The following is a 15,694-nucleotide window of genomic DNA, read 5'->3' on the forward strand; positions in this document are numbered from 1 at the left end:
CGGAACGGTCCGGATCGGGAACCATCGTCGATGGCGCCGGATATATCTTGACCGTCCACTACGTCACGGTCGGCGCCGAGTCGATCACGGTGACGCTCGCCGACGGCGAGCAGTATCCCGCGGAGCTGGCGGCCCAGGACCAGGAGACGGGCCTGTCGCTGGTGAAGATTCCGGGCAAGGATTTTCCGTTTCTGCGCTCCGCGCCGGCCGAGGAGCTGGAGCTGGGACAACCTGCGCTGATCGTCGCCAGCGGCGGCGGGCAGGCGAGGAGAGTCAACGGCGGCTACGTGACCTCGACGGAAGGCTACGACGGCCACTGGGAATACATGCTGGAGAAAAGCATTCGCTTGAGCGCATTCAATCCCGGTTTCGGCGGTGGACCGCTGGCGGACTTCAAAGGCAGGTTGATGGGCGTCGTCTCCCTCAACTTGAACGACATTGGAAAGTTTTCGCTGGCGATCCCGATCGAGCTTTACCTCAGGCACGAGCAGGAGTTGAAGCGGCACGGCCGGGTGCTGAGCCGCGCGCCGCGGCCCTGGCTGGGTTTTTATCCGCAGCACATGGGGGGACACGTCGTGATCGCCGGCGTGGTGCCCGGAGGGCCGGCGGAAAGGAGCGGCCTCAGGGAGGGAGACATCATCATCCAAGTGGAGCGGCAGAACATCCGCTCCCGTCCTGAGCTTTATCGGGAGATCTGGAAAAAGAGACCGGGCGAGCGCATATCCTTCCACATCCTGAGGGACGAAGAAGCGCTCGATCTATCCGTGGTCGGCGCCGATCGAGGGAACTTTTACCGGACTTAGTCGTCGCCTCCGGTTTTCTTCAACTCCCCTTTGCCGACCACTTTAACGGACTGGGCCGGAGTGTAGGCATCCGGCTCGTACTTGATCATGGCCTTGTCGGTTTCTTGCAGGTCTTTCAATTTAATCTTCTGCCCTTCTTTCTCGATATCCGTCTTATCGTCGACGCCGACGACCTCTTCGCGGACTTTGCCCTTGCGCTCCATCTGAAAGGTGATCGTGCGCTGTCCGACGGCGCTGATAACGCCCTCTACTTCTCTCGCGGATTTTTTCTCCTCTGCCTTTTTCTCCTCTGCCTTTTTCTCCTCTTGTGCCGAGACGCTGCCGAGAAATCCACCGATCACCAACGACAGAACTGCAAGCCATCTAACGGTTTTCATCGCTTCCTCCTTCGACGATTGAAGTCGTTCCCTGAACTATTGGCGAAATTATCCAAAGTTTCCGGTAGTGTCAAGCCGCCTCGAAAGGATGAGGGCTGAGGGATGAAGGATGAAAAAGGATTCCCGTTCTGCATTGCTTTTGTTTCATCCCTCCGCCTTCATCCTTCATCCCTTTTTACGCTCAGGCCGAATACCGGGCCGGCAAGGTGATCAGGAACGTCGTCCCCTTTCCCACCTCGCTGTCCACTTCTACCTTGCCGTTCAGCAGATTAAGCAGCCTCTTGGCTATAGCCAAACCGAGGCCCACGCCGCCGAGGCTCCGGCTCGCCGAGCCTTCCACCTGCCGGAACGGCTCGAAGATAAGCGGCAACGACTCCCGGGGTATGCCGACGCCGGTGTCTTTGATCTCGATGTTTATTTGCTCGCCCGGCCCGACCGGAGAGGCGGTCACCTTGACCTGCCCCTTGTCGGTGTATTTGACCGCGTTGAAAACGATGTTGCTCAAGACCTCTTTGACCTTCATACGGTCGGTCTTGAGAGCCGGAAGGGTTCCCTCGATCTCCCAGGACAGCTCCACGGGTTTGCCGCTGAGTCCGATCCGGAACAAGAGCTCCAGCTCGGTCCAGACCTCTTCGAGCCGAAACTCCTCGACCCGGATGACGAATTGCCCGGCCTCGAAGCGGGAGAGATCCAAAAGACTGCTCACGAGATTGAGCGCCTCGCCGGAATTGCGCAGCGCCGTCTCGAGGCATTTCCTCTGCCGCTCGTTGGTCGCGCCGAGAAAGCCGCCCAGGAGAAGATCGAGGTTGCCGATGACGATATTGATCGGCGTGCGCATCTCGTGCGTCATGGTGGCGAGAAACTCGGCCTTGAGCCGGGTCGCCTCGCCGAGCTTGTCGTGCAAGGTTTTGACTTCCTGGATCAGCCTCGCGTTCTCGATCATGATCGCGACCGGTCCGGCGATCGCCGTGAGCATGTCCAGCTCCTTGTCGCCAAAGATCCCCGCCTTCCTGCTCACCACCTCGATGACGCCCTTGAGCTCTCCCCTTACTTTGAGCGGCACGCAGGCGATCGCCCGAGTTTGAAAGCCGGTCGTCCGATCGACGCGCTTGGCAAAGCGGGTCTCCCGGCGCACGTCGGAGACGACCATCGGCAACCCGGTTTCCGCGACGAATCCGGCAATCCCTTCCCCTTTCGACAGCGTCATGTTTTTGAGCTGGCTCGCTTTTTCGCCGAGCGCGATAAAAAACTTGAGGTTGGTATGTTCGCGGTCGAGGAGGAGAATCGAAGAACCGTCGGCCCCCATCATGGCCGCGGTGAAGCGCATCGCCGCGCTGATGACCTCCTCCAGGGCCATGGTGGTCCCCATGAAGTCGGCGATGTGACCCAGGATGCGAATTTCGCTGTCGGCTTCCAGCGGATTGACGGCGCTCACGACCGCCCCTTTCCCAGCTCTTGCGAGCGACGGGTCGCCTGCAACACGGCTTCCATCACGGTCCCCCTCATGCCTCCCTTCTCCAAGGCGTACAGTCCGGCGATGGTTGTTCCTCCCGGCGAGGTGACCTCGCCCCTCAGCTCTCCCAGGTGTTTCCCGCTCTTGAGCGCCATCAGCGCGGAGCCGTAAACCGTCTGGAGCGCGAGCTTCAACGCCACGTCCCGGCTGAGGCCGACCTGAACCCCGCCGTCGGCCAGCGATTCGATAAAAAGCAATACATAAGCCGGCCCGCTGCCGCTGAGACCGGTCACCGCGTCCAAATATTTTTCTTCCAACGGAAGCCCGATGCCGAAGCTGTTTAAGATCGCACCGACTCTTTCGAGATCCTCCGCGGTGGCGTTCTCTCCTCCGGCATAGCAGGAAGCTCCGGCGCCGACCACGCAGGTGATATTCGGCATCACCCGCACGACGCGCGCCCCCTTGGCTAAATTGTTTTCGATCCGGGAGAGCGGAACGCCGGCCGCGACGGAGACCAGCAGTTTTGTTTTACCCAACATGCCGGCGATCTCTTTGACTACCGCGTCGATGATCTGGGGCTTGACCGCGAGAATCACGATATCGGCGAATTGACAGACCTTGTCGTTATCCGGCGTGACTTCGATCCCCAGCTCGGCGGCGACGGACTGGCGGAGCGTTTCGCTCACGTCGCTCGCCATCACCTGTTTCTTTTGCACCAGGCCGGCGCCGATCACCCCGCGCACGATCGCCGAGCCGATCTTGCCCGCGCCGATCACGCCGATTTTGTCCTTGAGCATCCTCTTACCTTCGAAGCAGTAGACAGCAAAAGCTTATATCTTTCTGCTTTCCGCCTACAGTCTAATCCCTACCGCTTTATTTTAATACCGTTTGCCGATTTTTTTAAGCTCCTGCCAGGCCTCCGCGTCCTCGGAGCTGATCGCCAGGATCTCGCGGAATTTTTGCTCCGCCTCGCCGACTCTTCCCAGCTTGGCGAGCGCGATGCCGAGGTTGCGGCGCCATTCGACGTTGCTCCTCCTGAATCTCAGCGCGCGCCGGTAGGCGTCGGCGGCCTCCTGCCAAAGCTCGAGCTTGCTATAGGCTTCGCCGAGCGAGCTGTAAAGAGCGGCAGTGTCTTCGCCTTTTTCCTTGGACTGCTCCAGGAGATCCTTGGCTTTTTCCGTTTCTCCTTTGGTCAGCAGCAAACGGCCCCATTGCAACAGCACCTCTTTGTGATCGGGTTGAATTTGTCTGGCCTGTTCGAGCCATTTTTCCGCCTCCGGCAACTGGCGGTAATAGAGCGCTATTTTCCCTAGCCCTACGTAGGGTTGAACGTCTTTGCTTTTCATCTCGATCGCCTTGGAGTAGATCACCTTCGCTTCCGGCAGATAGAATTCTTCATGGAGGGCGAGGACGGCTCGGAGCGCCTGGGGCGAACGCTCCAGGGCCATGGCGGCCGCCTTGACCGCTTCGGAACTTTTTTCCGCTTCGAGAAGTATTCTGGCCTTGAGGACATAAAAATCGGCGTTCTTGGGATCGGCGGCGATCGCCCGCTCGACTTCCTCCAGCGCGCGGCTGTGCCAGCCGTTGGCCTCGTGCGCCTGAGCGAGATAGTAGCGGCCGAAGGCCTCGGGCGCGGCACCGGAAGTTTTCAGCCACGGGGCCTCGCTCAAGTGAGGTTGCATCAGCTTGCGGTTGAGCTCCGAAGTCGCCCGGCCGAGGTTCTTAGGCGCGGAGAACTCCAGCTCGGCGCCGTCGTCGGTGTTCAGCGGCGCGCCCTCGCTGAAAGCGAGCGCGCCTTCCCTGCCCATGCGGTAAAAGCCCAGAGTGGCGTACGGGTCGCTGAGGCCCAGCTCTTCGAAGTCCGCCCTGAGAATTTTGTTTTTCGCGAAGATCGCCTTGAGCTCGGTGTGGCGGAAAACCTGTTCCTGCATGCTCCCCACCATGAGAAAATCGCTCTCTTTCATGCCCCACACGGTCATGTAGGGGAAGGCCTCGGCGAAGGTGCGAAAGACCATGCGAAAATCGTCCGGCGACATGGAATAGTTGTGGAACCACTGGGCGAAGATGCCGTCCGGCTTGAGCTTCGACTTCACCACCGAGTAAAATTCCCGCGTGTAAAGATTGGCGATGCCGGCGATCCAGGGGTTGGACGGCTCGGCCGCGATCACGTCGTAAACCTTCGGCGTGGCGAGAATATAGTTGCGGCCGTCGGTGGGAATCACGCGCACCTTGGGATTTTCCAGAATCTTGCCGTTCTTGTCGTTGAAGAATTTCGTCGCTTCGCGCATCGCCGGCTCGATCTCGAGCACCTCGACCTCGCGCACCGGAAACGCCGCCACCGCCTTGCTCGTCATCCCGGTGCCGAGCCCGATCACCGCCGCTCTTTCCCCGGTCGGGTGAAACAGCATCGGAATGTAGCCGGTCATGAGCTGGCTCAAAGCGTCGCCGTGCGAGCCGTCGATTTTTCCGTTGGTGCGAAAATATTTGTACTCGCTGCCGGTGCTCTGATGGACGCTGACGGTGGCGGTCAGGCCCTCCTTATAATAGAGGATTTTGTCGCGGTGCATCTCCTCGACGCGGAGCGAGTCGCGATGCAGATTAGTGTAGCGGTCGCTGTAGACTGTGACGCCGCTCGTCATTACGTGTTGGTCCCAACTCGGGGTCTTCAGAGGGATCACCACGATCGCCGCGAGAACGGCGAGGCCGAGCACGAGACGCGGCGCCAAAGACATGCGCGGGTCCGCGACGATCAGGAACCAGCCGATGAGGAGATTCAAGATCACGGCGAAGAGAATCGAGTTCTGCACGCCGATGGTAGGGATGAGGATAAAGCCGCCGGCGAAGGCGCCGAGGATCGCGCCGAGCGTGTTGGCCGCGTAAGAGGTTCCCACGCTGCTGCCGACGCGATAGAGGCTCTGCGTGAACAAGCGGGCGACCAGAGGAAAGGTCATCCCCAGAAGCAGCGTCGGCAGCACCATCACCATGGCCGAGATCGCGACCTGAATCGAGAGAAACAGATGGAACGAGTCGCCGAAGCCGTGCAGCAGCCGCAAGAAAATCAGCGGCAGCTTCTCGAAGAGCGGGATCGTCGCCAGCGCCGTCAAGCCGACCAAAAGCTCGATCACGCCGAAGGTGGCCATTCGAACCTCGCGCTCGCCCATCGCCCGCGCGTAGAGAAATCCGCCGAGCGCCAGGCCGACGAGAAACGTCACCAGCATGGTCGTGAAAGAGTAGATGGAGCTGCCGATGACGAGCGTAAGGACGCGCGTCCACGCGTTCTCGTAGATCAGCGCCGCCATTCCGGAAAGGCACATGGAGAAAAGCAGCACCCAGCCGAGATTGGAGGGCACGGCTCCGGGAGCGGCATCGGCCACGGCAGGCTCTTCCGCAGGCGCAGGCTCGATAACCTCTTTGTCGCGCAACCGGTCCACGATGATGATGACGACGGCGATCGCGAGATTGAGCGCGGCGGCGATATAAACCGTCGTCCGCATCCCATAGGCCGGGATCAGATAGTAGCCCGAGAGGGCGCAGCCCAGAACCGCCCCGAGGGTGTTGGTCGCGTAAAGGTCGCCGACGCGTCGCCCGAGGTCGGTGAAGCTCTTGACGAAAAACCGGCTGAGGAGCGGCAAGGTCGCCCCCATGAGCAAGGTGGGGATCACGAGCAGGAGGAAGGACAAAAAGAACAGCAGGAGATTGAAAACGTAGGGATAGGCGTCGTTTATGTGAAACAGCGGAATATAAATCCGCCGTCCCGCGTCAAAGAGCCAGGGAACGACCAGGCCGTAAATGCCGACTCCGGCCTCGAGGATGCCGTAAAGCAAAAAATCGTTGTGGCCGCGATCGGCGATGCGGCCGAAGGAGTAGCTGCCGATGGCGAGTCCGGCCATGAACGCGGCCAGCACGGTGGCGATGGCATACGTGGTGTTGCCGAAGATCTGCGTCAGCATGCGGGTCCACACGACTTCGTAGATCAGGCCGGCGGCGCCCGACAAAAAGAAGCAGAGCAAAGCGATCAAAAGAAGCCCGCTGCCCCGCGAACGGCTAAAACCTGTTGTCATATCGTTCCCTTCGAACCCCCCTGATTAAAATCACAGGCAGTGATATCAGCACTGGGAATGAGTGTAAAGAGTCATACTTGAAAGGTCGAGGCCTGATGGCATACAAATCGTTTTAAGCCGAGATAAAGGAGAAGCCAGATGCCTAAGGACATGCGCAGTTGGATACGAGAGCTGGAGGAAGCCGGAGAGCTCATTCGCGTCACGAAGCCCGTCCATCCGCACACGCAGATGGGGGCCCTGCTCTATCAGTCGCGAGAAAAGTCGCTGCTGTTCGAGAACGTGGACGGGTTCCCGAAGTGGAAGAGCCTGGGCATGGCACCCGCCAACTTGCGCCATGCGGCGCTGGCTTACGGGACAACTGTAGAAAAGCTGATCCCAATAGCGGCCGAGCGCGCGCTCAAGCGGCAGCCAACGGAGCTGGTCTCGACCGGCCCCGTGAAGGAAGTGATTTTGAAGGGCGATCAAGTCGACCTCAGGAAGCTTCCGGCCCACGTCGCCGGCAGCGAGGAGACGCCTTATATAGCGTCGGGCCTCATGGTCGCGCGCGACCCGGACACGGGCGTGCGCAACGTCGCGTTTCATCGCTTGCAGATCAAAGGGCCGCGGAAGACCGGCGCCTTGATCGTCCCGCGCCACACGCGCGACATCTTGAACAAACACGAGGCGCGGAACGAGCCGACGCCGGTCGCCATCTTCATCGGCCACCATCCTTTATATTACATGGCCGCGGCCACAACCGGGCCGTTCGAGATGGACGAGCTGGAGCTGGCCGGCGGGCTGATCGGCGAGCCGGCGAAAGTCGTCAAGTGCGAGACCAACGACCTAGAGGTCCCGTACGACGCGGAGATCGTGTTGGAAGGGAGGATCCTGCCGAACGTGCGCGAAGAGGAAGGGCCGTTCTCGGAGTTTCACGACTACTACGTCGCCGGCATGGGGAAAAATCCCGTCATCGAGATCGACTGCATCACGATGCGCCACGACGCGATCTTCAAGGCGATTCAAAACGGCTCGGAAGTCGAAGGCTGCGTGTTTCACAAAGTTCCCTTCGGCGTCGCGGTCTACAACCACATCCGCTACATCGGCGGGCGCGTCGACCTGCACAACCTCTTGGTCCTTCCCGGCCTCTTCGGCATCGTCGTCCAGATGACGCCGCGTTTTTACGGCGAGGCAAAACAAGTTCTCATGGGCGTGCTGTCGAGCCCGATCCTCCATCCGAAGATCGCCATCGCCGTGGACGAGGACGTGAACATCTTCAACTACTGGGAAGTTCTCTGGGCGATCAACACGCGCTGCAACCCCGAGCGCGACATGGTCATCATCCCCGGCACCCGGATCCATCCGATGGACCCAACCGGCGACGAGCCGATTCCCCCCGGCGGCCCGTTCTGGCACCGCACCGGCGGCAAAGTGATTATCGACGCAACGAAGCCGCCGCTTTGCGCGGGCAAAGAGGCGCGGCTGCCGTTTGAGAGATTGAAGCCGATGGGATGGGAGACGGTCAGGCTAGAGGATTTTTTGCCGAGGTAGGATTACCTCACGCGGCGTAGCGGATCACTTCGAGTTCAGCCGTATTGTCTGCTTGCCTAAGCAGAGTGTCGATGCGTGCCATGACCGCATCCTCAATCAGATACTCTCGGCATGCGTTACACTGCAAAACCGGCAGTTGCTTGAAGATGACAATCCGGTCTTCCGACAGCTTAAACGGCAGGTCGGTACTGATCCGATTCATACCGGCGCCACAGATTTGGGGGGTGGACGCCGGATACGAACCTTTACGGGCTGGCCTTCACCGAAAAGACGAGCAAAGTCCTCGTCGGAAAGCTCGTCCCAGCCGAATGCCTCTCGCTTCAAAGCCCGCCGTTGGCCGGCAGTTGTAGACGCTCTCTTCGACCTCTTCGGGCTCAAGGGCTACCTAGTCGGCAGAAAGTATTTTCGGACCGCCGGAGTTATGCGTTCCGAAATGGTTGCGCCTTGGATTATTTTGTCTAGTACTGCCTGAGGAATGGGCGCTACAAAATGATCAACGCCGTAGTCCTCCAACTTTTTTATTTTGTCGATTCCCTCATAAACTTGGCCGAGTTCGTACATAATGACCGATGTGTTCGTCAACTCAGAATACTCGGCTGGCTCGATTCGGCAACTGTGATCTTTCCAGCTTGACCAAGGGGAAAAGTTGAAAATAACGATCGTATGGTTAGCTTCGTAAGCGACAACCCAAATGTGTGGGAGTCGATCACGATAGGACTGCAATCGGAAGGCGTCACCGAGTTTCACTATCGGTGCGCCTATTTCTGAAGACTCTTAAGAAAAGCGACTTCTTCGGAAAGCTGAGTGAGTTCCCGGATCTCTTCTTCGCTCTTTCCTGCATCTTTCAAAATTATAGTGGGATCAATCGGCAAAGAACCACCGTGGGGATCTGCGTATTCGGGAAGCGTATGAGTCCACTCTGAAAGTTGAAACGGATCCATGTGGCCGTATTTCTGATAGACTTCGTCTAGGATTTTTAGTTCAAACTGTGAAAGTTCGTCGGTTTCCGAATCATCTTTGACTGTGTATAGCGTTGTTTCCTGGCGTTCCGAAATATAATCATGCCACCACAAATCATCTTCCCGGTGCTTAGGCTTTGTAGCATCATAGATTGCGCTTAGAACAGGACCCAATTCCATTGAAACCATCTTGTCGCCCGTAATTGAGTATCCCGCTTTTATCAAAGCAGTTCGGTCTGCAAGATATAATAGCTTAATGAGTAGGAGTAAATCCATTTTGCCGCCATGAAGTTTGACTAAGTAAGCGGCAGCTTGAGCAGCTTTCCTTTTGTTCAGGATAAATTTCACGTCATAATTATAGTTGACCACCCCATAGAAGGTCAATCATTATCAAAGGGAAGATTTTTTGCCGAAGTAGGGGTTTAATGTGAATGGTTTAGACGCTGAGCTTGCCGCGATTCGATCATGCCGATGACTATCCGCGATCCATTTCAGATCTTATCGCATGAGCGTCCAATATTCACCGCGCAGTCTTGTGGTCCGTCCAGCTTCAGTGAGAGCGCGGTATCCAGAAAAGAAACACCGCCTTTGGCAGTTGGCTCTGCCGGTTCGATCGTAATCCGCACGCGAGTATTCGGCTCAAGTGTGAGCGCGTCGTGAGGACGAAGGACCTTTCCGTCAAAAACTGCTTCTATGGTCTTAGTCATTTCACACCTCTGATACTCCAGAGCTACTCGCAAGTACAGCAGACCTCGGTGCTCACCGCACGTCTAACGTCCCATCATCATCTTCCCGCGTCGTGATTTAACCTTCCGGGACGAAACTCGGGGCGTTTCTGTCATGACGCGATAGTGCCTGGTGAAAACTCATTTAGCAAGAAAAAGCTCCGGCGGCCCCTTCTGGCACCGCACCGGCGGTAAAGTAATCATCGACGCGACCAAACCGCCGTTGTGCGCGGGCGAACAAGCGTGTCTGCCGTTTCAAAGATTGAAGCCGATGGGTTGGGAGACAGTGAGGTTGGAAGATTTTTTGCCGAGGTAGGATTTAACGTGATGGGTGAGACGCTAAGCCGGCGAGATCGGCACTCACCGATGATTGTTCGGAAACCCCTTTGCAACCCTTGGATAATTCTGGACGATTACGTTCGTCGTTTTTCTACGCGACGGGCGTATTTCCCACGAACAATCTCACCAAGTCACCCAACGGATCAGCAGCGGCGCGACGATGAAGCAGCCTAGGATCGCCGGGAAAAAAATGGGGGGAACCGGGTAATCGTGAACAGGCCAGCGAAAGAGCCAACCGGGCGCAATCCACGCAAAGAGGATTACGAAGAGCGGAACTGTAACAATAGTCAACAACAGCGCGAAGATCGCCCGCGCGGTTCGCCCGGAGGGAAGACTCCGCGGCGCTGGAACTGCCAACCCTCTACGCCAAGGGTTATGAGGACCGGCGGCGCGCAAAGCCAAGCAATGAGGAGGAGGAGTGCGCTCGGTGTGAAATGCATATTTCAGCCCCGTGTCTATCTCGGCCAGAATCTGACGCAAATATCGCTCCGTCATTGAACGGCGTCAAGAATTATTTTAATCGCTGGCGGTTAATTCCTCAGCTTGCTGCAACAAGTCAATTGCCAATCCGAAGGCCGTCATTCCCGCATGCTTTAAGCGGGAATCCAGGAGGGTTCGGGCGCACGACCCCCGATAGAAACATTCGGGGGTGACGCCTTTAAGACAAAGTAGATAGGGTCGAGCTAAGTGACCGGGCCTGTCACCTCTGCGATACGGCCGTCGCCTACCCAAATCGCGTCAATGATCTCGAAGACTTCCTGGGCCAGCGGCGTCATGATGACGTCCTCTCGCGCCAGACCTCGCCCCACCATGCTATGACGCGCAATATTCCGTACGCTGGCATCGATGATCTTTACGCCGAATCCCTGGCGAAATTCCAGCGAGACTGCGTATCGATCGGCTCGGTCGGTTCCCTCGCCCCAGGGTCCGAGGATGAGGTCGATATGCGCGCCCTTCTCGGGAATCTTACCGAGCGACCAGTGAACGAAGTAGACAGCCTCAGCGGAGTTCTCTCGGTGAACCAATCCCCAGACGGTGCGACTGTTGTCGCCACAGCACTCACACGGCCCAAAGTCCTGGCTGCCGTCCGGCTCTATCACTCGCTCGTTCATCCAATTTCCTGACGGGAAAAGAAACTCAGACCCTTAGTGCTTTTTCCATTCAGCTAGAATCGGCGTCACTTCGGTGAGTGTAAGCTTCCTCTTGTCGTTTAGTCGCGGGTCTTCACCGCTATATGCGACAAAGATGGTATTTTTATTTTTCGAAACGCAATTGTTCGGCTAGTGGCGCCATGAATGTGGAGCATGGCGTCGTAACCTGCACGGGGCCGACTCTCCAAACGAACATCGTGAGCGTCTGTGATTGGAGTGAATCCAAGAGACGCTCGGTCCACCTCCTCGACCGCTTTAAGTAGTCGTTTCACGCGGGGATCATCAAGGGATACCTTCTCGGGAACAAAACCACAGCAAGTCAGAATCAAAACCGCCGAAGTGAATACGACCAACTGAGATTGTCGTGAAGCAACCATGCACTCTAACCGTCACAAACGGTTGTTATGTTTCTTTGCTCAGATGCGCCAACCTGGGCGCGTGCAGTTCCCAGTTTTTTCCGTCGAACGGATCGATGGTCAACTCTTTTGGTTGCGGCTGAAGGCAGCGGACGTTGACGTCGTAGCCGTCGGGATTGGAGCGCGGGATGTAGAATGACTTCACGCCGCAGGTTTTGCAGAACCTGTGCTGCGCTGTTCCTGTGTTGAAGGAGTAAGTCGTGAGGTTTTCTTCGCCGCTCAGGAGTTTGAATTTGGATTTCGGGACGATGAGGTGCAGGAACGCGGATTTTGAACAGATCGAGCAGTTGCACTCTTGGCAGGTGATCCGTTCGGGCGCTTCCACTTCGAGCTGCACCGCTCCGCAGTGGCAACTGCCCCGGTAGATCATCGGTCTATGCCCAACTCACGGATTCGGGAACGACGATCCGTACAGCCTGATCCATTCTTTCGCGGCTTCTTCGGTCGTGAGCTTGCGCCCGTCTTGAATCTCGACGTCGCGTCGGTAGTTCTCGATGTGGCAGATCTGCTCGACCATGCGCACCCGGAACGCCACGTCGGCGTCGAGAAACTGGACGCCGACGGCGTATTGGCCGCCTTCGTTTTTACACCATGCCACTCGGGCCGTTGTCACTTCGAAGACGGGACGCAAACACGGCATACGCAAGGCGACGATGGTTTCCGGCTTGATCGCCGTGTCCGAAAGGAATGCAAGACCGCCAAAGCCGACATTCTTGCCGCCTCGGCCTACATAGTCGCTGTCGCCGGCGGAGCGAACCTCAATCGGCACATCCGAGGGGTGTCGGATGAACTGACGCATAAAATTACTCCCAGGGTTTCAATTGAGCGGCCGTGCCTTCTCGATGGTTTGCAGTTTATCACAATTTGAGTTCGTACGGTTAGCTAAATTCTTCAACCCTTGAACCCTTAAACCTCCTTATGGCGCGTACATGCCGTCGATCAGCGCCGCCGCTTCCTTGGCGAACATGCCCATCTCGACACCTTCTCGGAGCCAGCTCTTTTGCGCTTTCAGCGTCGCAGCCTCGGGCCAGGTGAAATCGGACGGGAGCAAAAATATCTTAGTCCGCGGCCAGGCGGCGGCTACTTCTTCGGGATTTTCCAGACCGAAGAACTGTTTGGCGTATTTTTTAAAGTGAGCCTCGTCCCCTTGGAGGCCTTTGTACGCTTCGGTCCACGCGGCGCGGAGTTTAGGAACGAGCGCCGCGTTTTCTTTTACCCACGGCTCGAGACCGGCGAGCCAGACGACCGGCATTACTTTGACGTTGAGCAGCCGCGATAGCTCGTCGCGGAAGCCCAGGATCGTTTTGTACTTTCCGCCGGTGAGCAGCCGCGAGACGTGCGCTTCCCAGAGAAGCCCGGCTTCGACGTCGCCTCTTTCCAACACGGCGATGATCGCCGGAGCGCCCATCTTCTTGAGCTGAAAATCTTTTTCGATGTTCATGCCGCGCTTGCGCATCATGAAATCGAATAGGTTATAGAGCGTTGTCACCTCGGAGGTCAGCGCCACCGGCTTGCCCTTGAGGTCTTCGACCGAGTTATACGGAGAATCCTTTCTCGCCAGAACGTACATGTGGCTGGTCTGATACGGCTGGAGCAGCCGAATCGGAACGTTGTTGACGTTGGCGCGGAGCCCGGCCTCCGGCGTCATCAGCCCGACGGAAACAGCTTTGATGCCGAGCAGGCGCTGGATCTCCGGCACGCCGGCCCAGCGCGGCTTCATGACGAAACCGTTCTTTTTGTCGAGCTCCTTGTCCAAAATATACTGCCCGCCGAGACCGAACAGCCCATCGTTCGGCAGGCCGACTTCCACCGTCGGCATCTCGGCGGCATGGACGCTCGAGACGGTCATCGATAAGAATATAGCGACCACCAATATCATTCCCGTGAAAGCATGTCCTGAGCGCAGCCGAAGGGCGGGAACCCAGAACCCCCACTTAATCTCCCCCTTTCTAAGGGGGAGACAGAGAGGGGGTATTGCCTGTCGCCTGATGCCTAATGCCTTCTTCATGTTCCCTCCTGATCCACAAGCTTCAAAACTATATTCAGCAGCTTCTTCTTGAACTGAATAAAGTTCAGATCATCGAAATCGCGCTCCGCGAGCGTCAGCGGATTGTCCACGACCTCGACGATGCGCGCCGGGCGGGCCGAGAAGATGACGATCCGGTCGCCCATATAGGCCGCCTCCTCGACGTCGTGGGTTACGAGAAGCGCGGTCTGCTTGAGGCGCGCGCAGATCTCGACCGCGTCCTGGCGCAGCTTGCGCGAGGTCAACTGGTCGAGCTTGCTGAAGGGCTCGTCCATCAGTAGCAGCTCCGGCTCGACGGCAAGAGCGCGGGCAAGGCCGACTCTCTGGCGCATGCCGCCGGAAAGGTAGAGCGGGAATTGCCGGCGAAATTCGCTGAGGCCGACCAGGTCGAGATATTTTTCCATCCGCCGCTCCCACTCGCCATGCGGGACCTTCATGCCTCTCAGGGCAAAAATAAGATTCCCTTCCACACGCTTCCAGTTGAGCAGGCGCGGGTCCTGGAAAACATAACCCAGTCTCGGGTTCCAGGTTGCGGCCCGTTCGACCTTGCTCAGGGTTGATCTTGCGTTCATTGCAAGATCAAGTTCCGGGTTTTCATCCGGATTTCTCCGATCTCCAACTCGAAACTCAGGACTCGAAACTCGGAACTGGATTTGTCCTTGATCCAATTTCTCTAGGCCGGCGATCGCGTTGAGGAGCGTCGACTTGCCGCAGCCCGACGGCCCCAGCAGCGCGGTAATTCCCCGCTCTCTGGCCTCGAAAGAGACGCCGTTCAGGACGAGCATCTCCGAGCCATCCTCGCGTGAATAATACTTTACCGCGCCGTTGACGCTCACATAAGCCATCTACCTTCTCCACGCTTCCACGCGCGGGCGCCAGCGGGTGACGCTGCGTTCGAGCCAGCCGATCATGCCGAACTCGATCACGATCATGACGACGAGAAACGTGATCGTCCAGGCGAGCACGGCCTTCATCGAAAAGGTATTGAAACCGCGCACCACGCGATAGCCGACGCCGTTGCTGAAGCCGAACATTTCCACGACGACGACCACTTTCCAGGCGAGCCCGAGGCCGTAGCGAATCGCCGCCAGGATGTGCGAGATGAGCTGCGGCAGGATCACGTCCACGATCTTCGACCACGGACCGGCGTGGAACACCCGGCTCATGTCGATCAGATCCTTGTCGATCGATTTGGTCCCCTGCCAGATGCTGATCGTGAGCATGGGGAGAATCGTGACCGCCACCGCCGCGTACGCGCTGGTTTCCGTCAGGCCGAAAAACATGATCGCGAGCACCGCCCAGATGAGCCCCGGCATGGTGAGCCCGAGGACCACCGGCGGCTCGAAAAAACTCTCCAGGCTCCGAAGCGTCCCCATGAAGACTCCGAGCGGAATGCTGACGATCATCGCGAGCGCGAAGCCGACGAAGACGCGGCGGAGCGTATTGCTCATCTCGACGAAAAGATCGCCCGAGCTTATGATCGCGCCGACTTCGACAAAGGTGTCCCACGGCTTCGGCACCAACGTCGGAGGGAAGATCAGGCTCAGCAGCCACCAGATAAACAGCAGCGCGAGGATCGAGGCGATTCTGAGGCCGTTGTCTTTTAGCGCTTGGCGGCCGGCGCGCGGCTTGCCGCGGGCGATAGGAACGTCCGAGACTCCCGGCAAAGAGCCGGCTTCGCCGTCGAGCGTCGGAACCTCGTCCCGTCGTGTGTAATCGGCAGACGCCATCAATAGATTTCTCCGTGCCGGCCATCCTATGACGCGTCCCAAACCCTGTCAATGTAATTGGCGGCGGCGAAATTTTCGAAGGGATTCACGTCGCGCGGGCGGCCTCCGAACGAGTTCGCAAGGTTGA

Annotated in this window: 15 protein-coding genes; 2 read left to right on the forward strand and 13 right to left on the reverse strand. The window is 58.0% G+C overall.

The annotated features are described in order from the left end of the window. The coding region (locus tag VGL70_18210; GenBank protein HEY3305460.1) for a S1C family serine protease at nucleotides 1–803 on the forward strand (803 nt) is incomplete at its 5' end. Here the strand turns inward: VGL70_18210 and VGL70_18215 are convergent. From VGL70_18215 to VGL70_18230, 4 genes are all read right to left on the reverse strand, one after another. After that, on the reverse strand, nucleotides 800–1,180 hold the full coding sequence (locus VGL70_18215; GenBank protein ID HEY3305461.1) for a hypothetical protein: 381 nt from the start codon (nucleotides 1,178–1,180) through the stop codon (nucleotides 800–802). The genes VGL70_18210 and VGL70_18215 overlap by 4 nt on opposite strands. A 181-nt stretch (nucleotides 1,181–1,361) precedes the next feature. Next, a complete protein-coding gene (locus VGL70_18220; protein HEY3305462.1) occupies nucleotides 1,362–2,615 on the reverse strand; it encodes a GAF domain-containing sensor histidine kinase in 1,254 nt (417 codons plus the stop codon). After that, entirely contained in the window at nucleotides 2,612–3,430 is an 819-nt protein-coding gene (gene proC / locus VGL70_18225; protein HEY3305463.1) for a pyrroline-5-carboxylate reductase, read from the reverse strand. Before proC ends, VGL70_18220 begins: the two co-directional genes overlap by 4 nt. 81 nt (nucleotides 3,431–3,511) lie before the next feature. Beyond that, the gene (locus VGL70_18230; protein HEY3305464.1) at nucleotides 3,512–6,694 is read right to left on the reverse strand and encodes a fused MFS/spermidine synthase; all 3,183 of its coding nucleotides are present in this window, start codon (nucleotides 6,692–6,694) and stop codon (nucleotides 3,512–3,514) included. Nucleotides 6,695–6,832: 138 nt separating this feature from the next. Here VGL70_18230 and VGL70_18235 point away from each other — a divergent pair, with 138 nt between their 5' ends. Continuing rightward, nucleotides 6,833–8,221, forward strand: coding sequence for a UbiD family decarboxylase (locus VGL70_18235; protein HEY3305465.1), 1,389 nt, complete (start codon nucleotides 6,833–6,835; stop codon nucleotides 8,219–8,221). A 7-nt stretch (nucleotides 8,222–8,228) separates the two neighbouring features. Here VGL70_18235 and VGL70_18240 read toward each other — a convergent pair whose 3' ends face one another. The 9 genes from VGL70_18240 to VGL70_18280 all read right to left on the reverse strand — a co-directional run bounded on the left by VGL70_18240 (nucleotide 8,229) and on the right by VGL70_18280 (nucleotide 15,567). Beyond that, nucleotides 8,229–8,438: a YgiT-type zinc finger protein gene (locus VGL70_18240; protein HEY3305466.1), complete on the reverse strand. Its 210-nt coding sequence runs from the start codon at nucleotides 8,436–8,438 to the stop codon at nucleotides 8,229–8,231. Nucleotides 8,439–8,979: 541 nt separating this feature from the next. Beyond that, on the reverse strand, nucleotides 8,980–9,528 hold the full coding sequence (locus tag VGL70_18245; protein HEY3305467.1) for a Panacea domain-containing protein: 549 nt from the start codon (nucleotides 9,526–9,528) through the stop codon (nucleotides 8,980–8,982). A 143-nt stretch (nucleotides 9,529–9,671) separates the two neighbouring features. After that, nucleotides 9,672–9,887 carry an antitoxin family protein gene (locus tag VGL70_18250; GenBank protein ID HEY3305468.1) on the reverse strand — a complete coding sequence of 72 codons (216 nt, stop codon included), beginning with the start codon at nucleotides 9,885–9,887 and terminating at the stop codon, nucleotides 9,672–9,674. A gap of 1,040 nt (nucleotides 9,888–10,927) precedes the next feature. Next, the gene (locus VGL70_18255) at nucleotides 10,928–11,356 is read right to left on the reverse strand and encodes a hypothetical protein (GenBank protein ID HEY3305469.1); all 429 of its coding nucleotides are present in this window, start codon (nucleotides 11,354–11,356) and stop codon (nucleotides 10,928–10,930) included. Nucleotides 11,357–11,797: 441 nt separating this feature from the next. Further along, a complete protein-coding gene (locus VGL70_18260; protein HEY3305470.1) occupies nucleotides 11,798–12,181 on the reverse strand; it encodes a GFA family protein in 384 nt (127 codons plus the stop codon). A 15-nt stretch (nucleotides 12,182–12,196) separates the two neighbouring features. After that, entirely contained in the window at nucleotides 12,197–12,610 is a 414-nt protein-coding gene (locus VGL70_18265) for a PilZ domain-containing protein (GenBank protein ID HEY3305471.1), read from the reverse strand. 117 nt (nucleotides 12,611–12,727) lie between these two features. Further along, nucleotides 12,728–13,690 (reverse strand): PhnD/SsuA/transferrin family substrate-binding protein, encoded by a 963-nt coding sequence (locus VGL70_18270; protein HEY3305472.1) that lies wholly within the window; start codon nucleotides 13,688–13,690, stop codon nucleotides 12,728–12,730. Nucleotides 13,691–13,815: 125 nt separating this feature from the next. Further along, nucleotides 13,816–14,682, reverse strand: coding sequence for an ATP-binding cassette domain-containing protein (locus VGL70_18275; GenBank protein HEY3305473.1), 867 nt, complete (start codon nucleotides 14,680–14,682; stop codon nucleotides 13,816–13,818). After that, the gene (locus VGL70_18280) at nucleotides 14,683–15,567 is read right to left on the reverse strand and encodes an ABC transporter permease (GenBank protein HEY3305474.1); all 885 of its coding nucleotides are present in this window, start codon (nucleotides 15,565–15,567) and stop codon (nucleotides 14,683–14,685) included. Between the last annotated feature and the right edge of the window lie 127 nt (nucleotides 15,568–15,694).

The organism is Candidatus Binatia bacterium, assembly GCA_036504975.1.
In the GTDB taxonomy this organism is placed as follows: Bacteria; Desulfobacterota; Binatia; order UBA9968; family UBA9968; genus JAJPJQ01.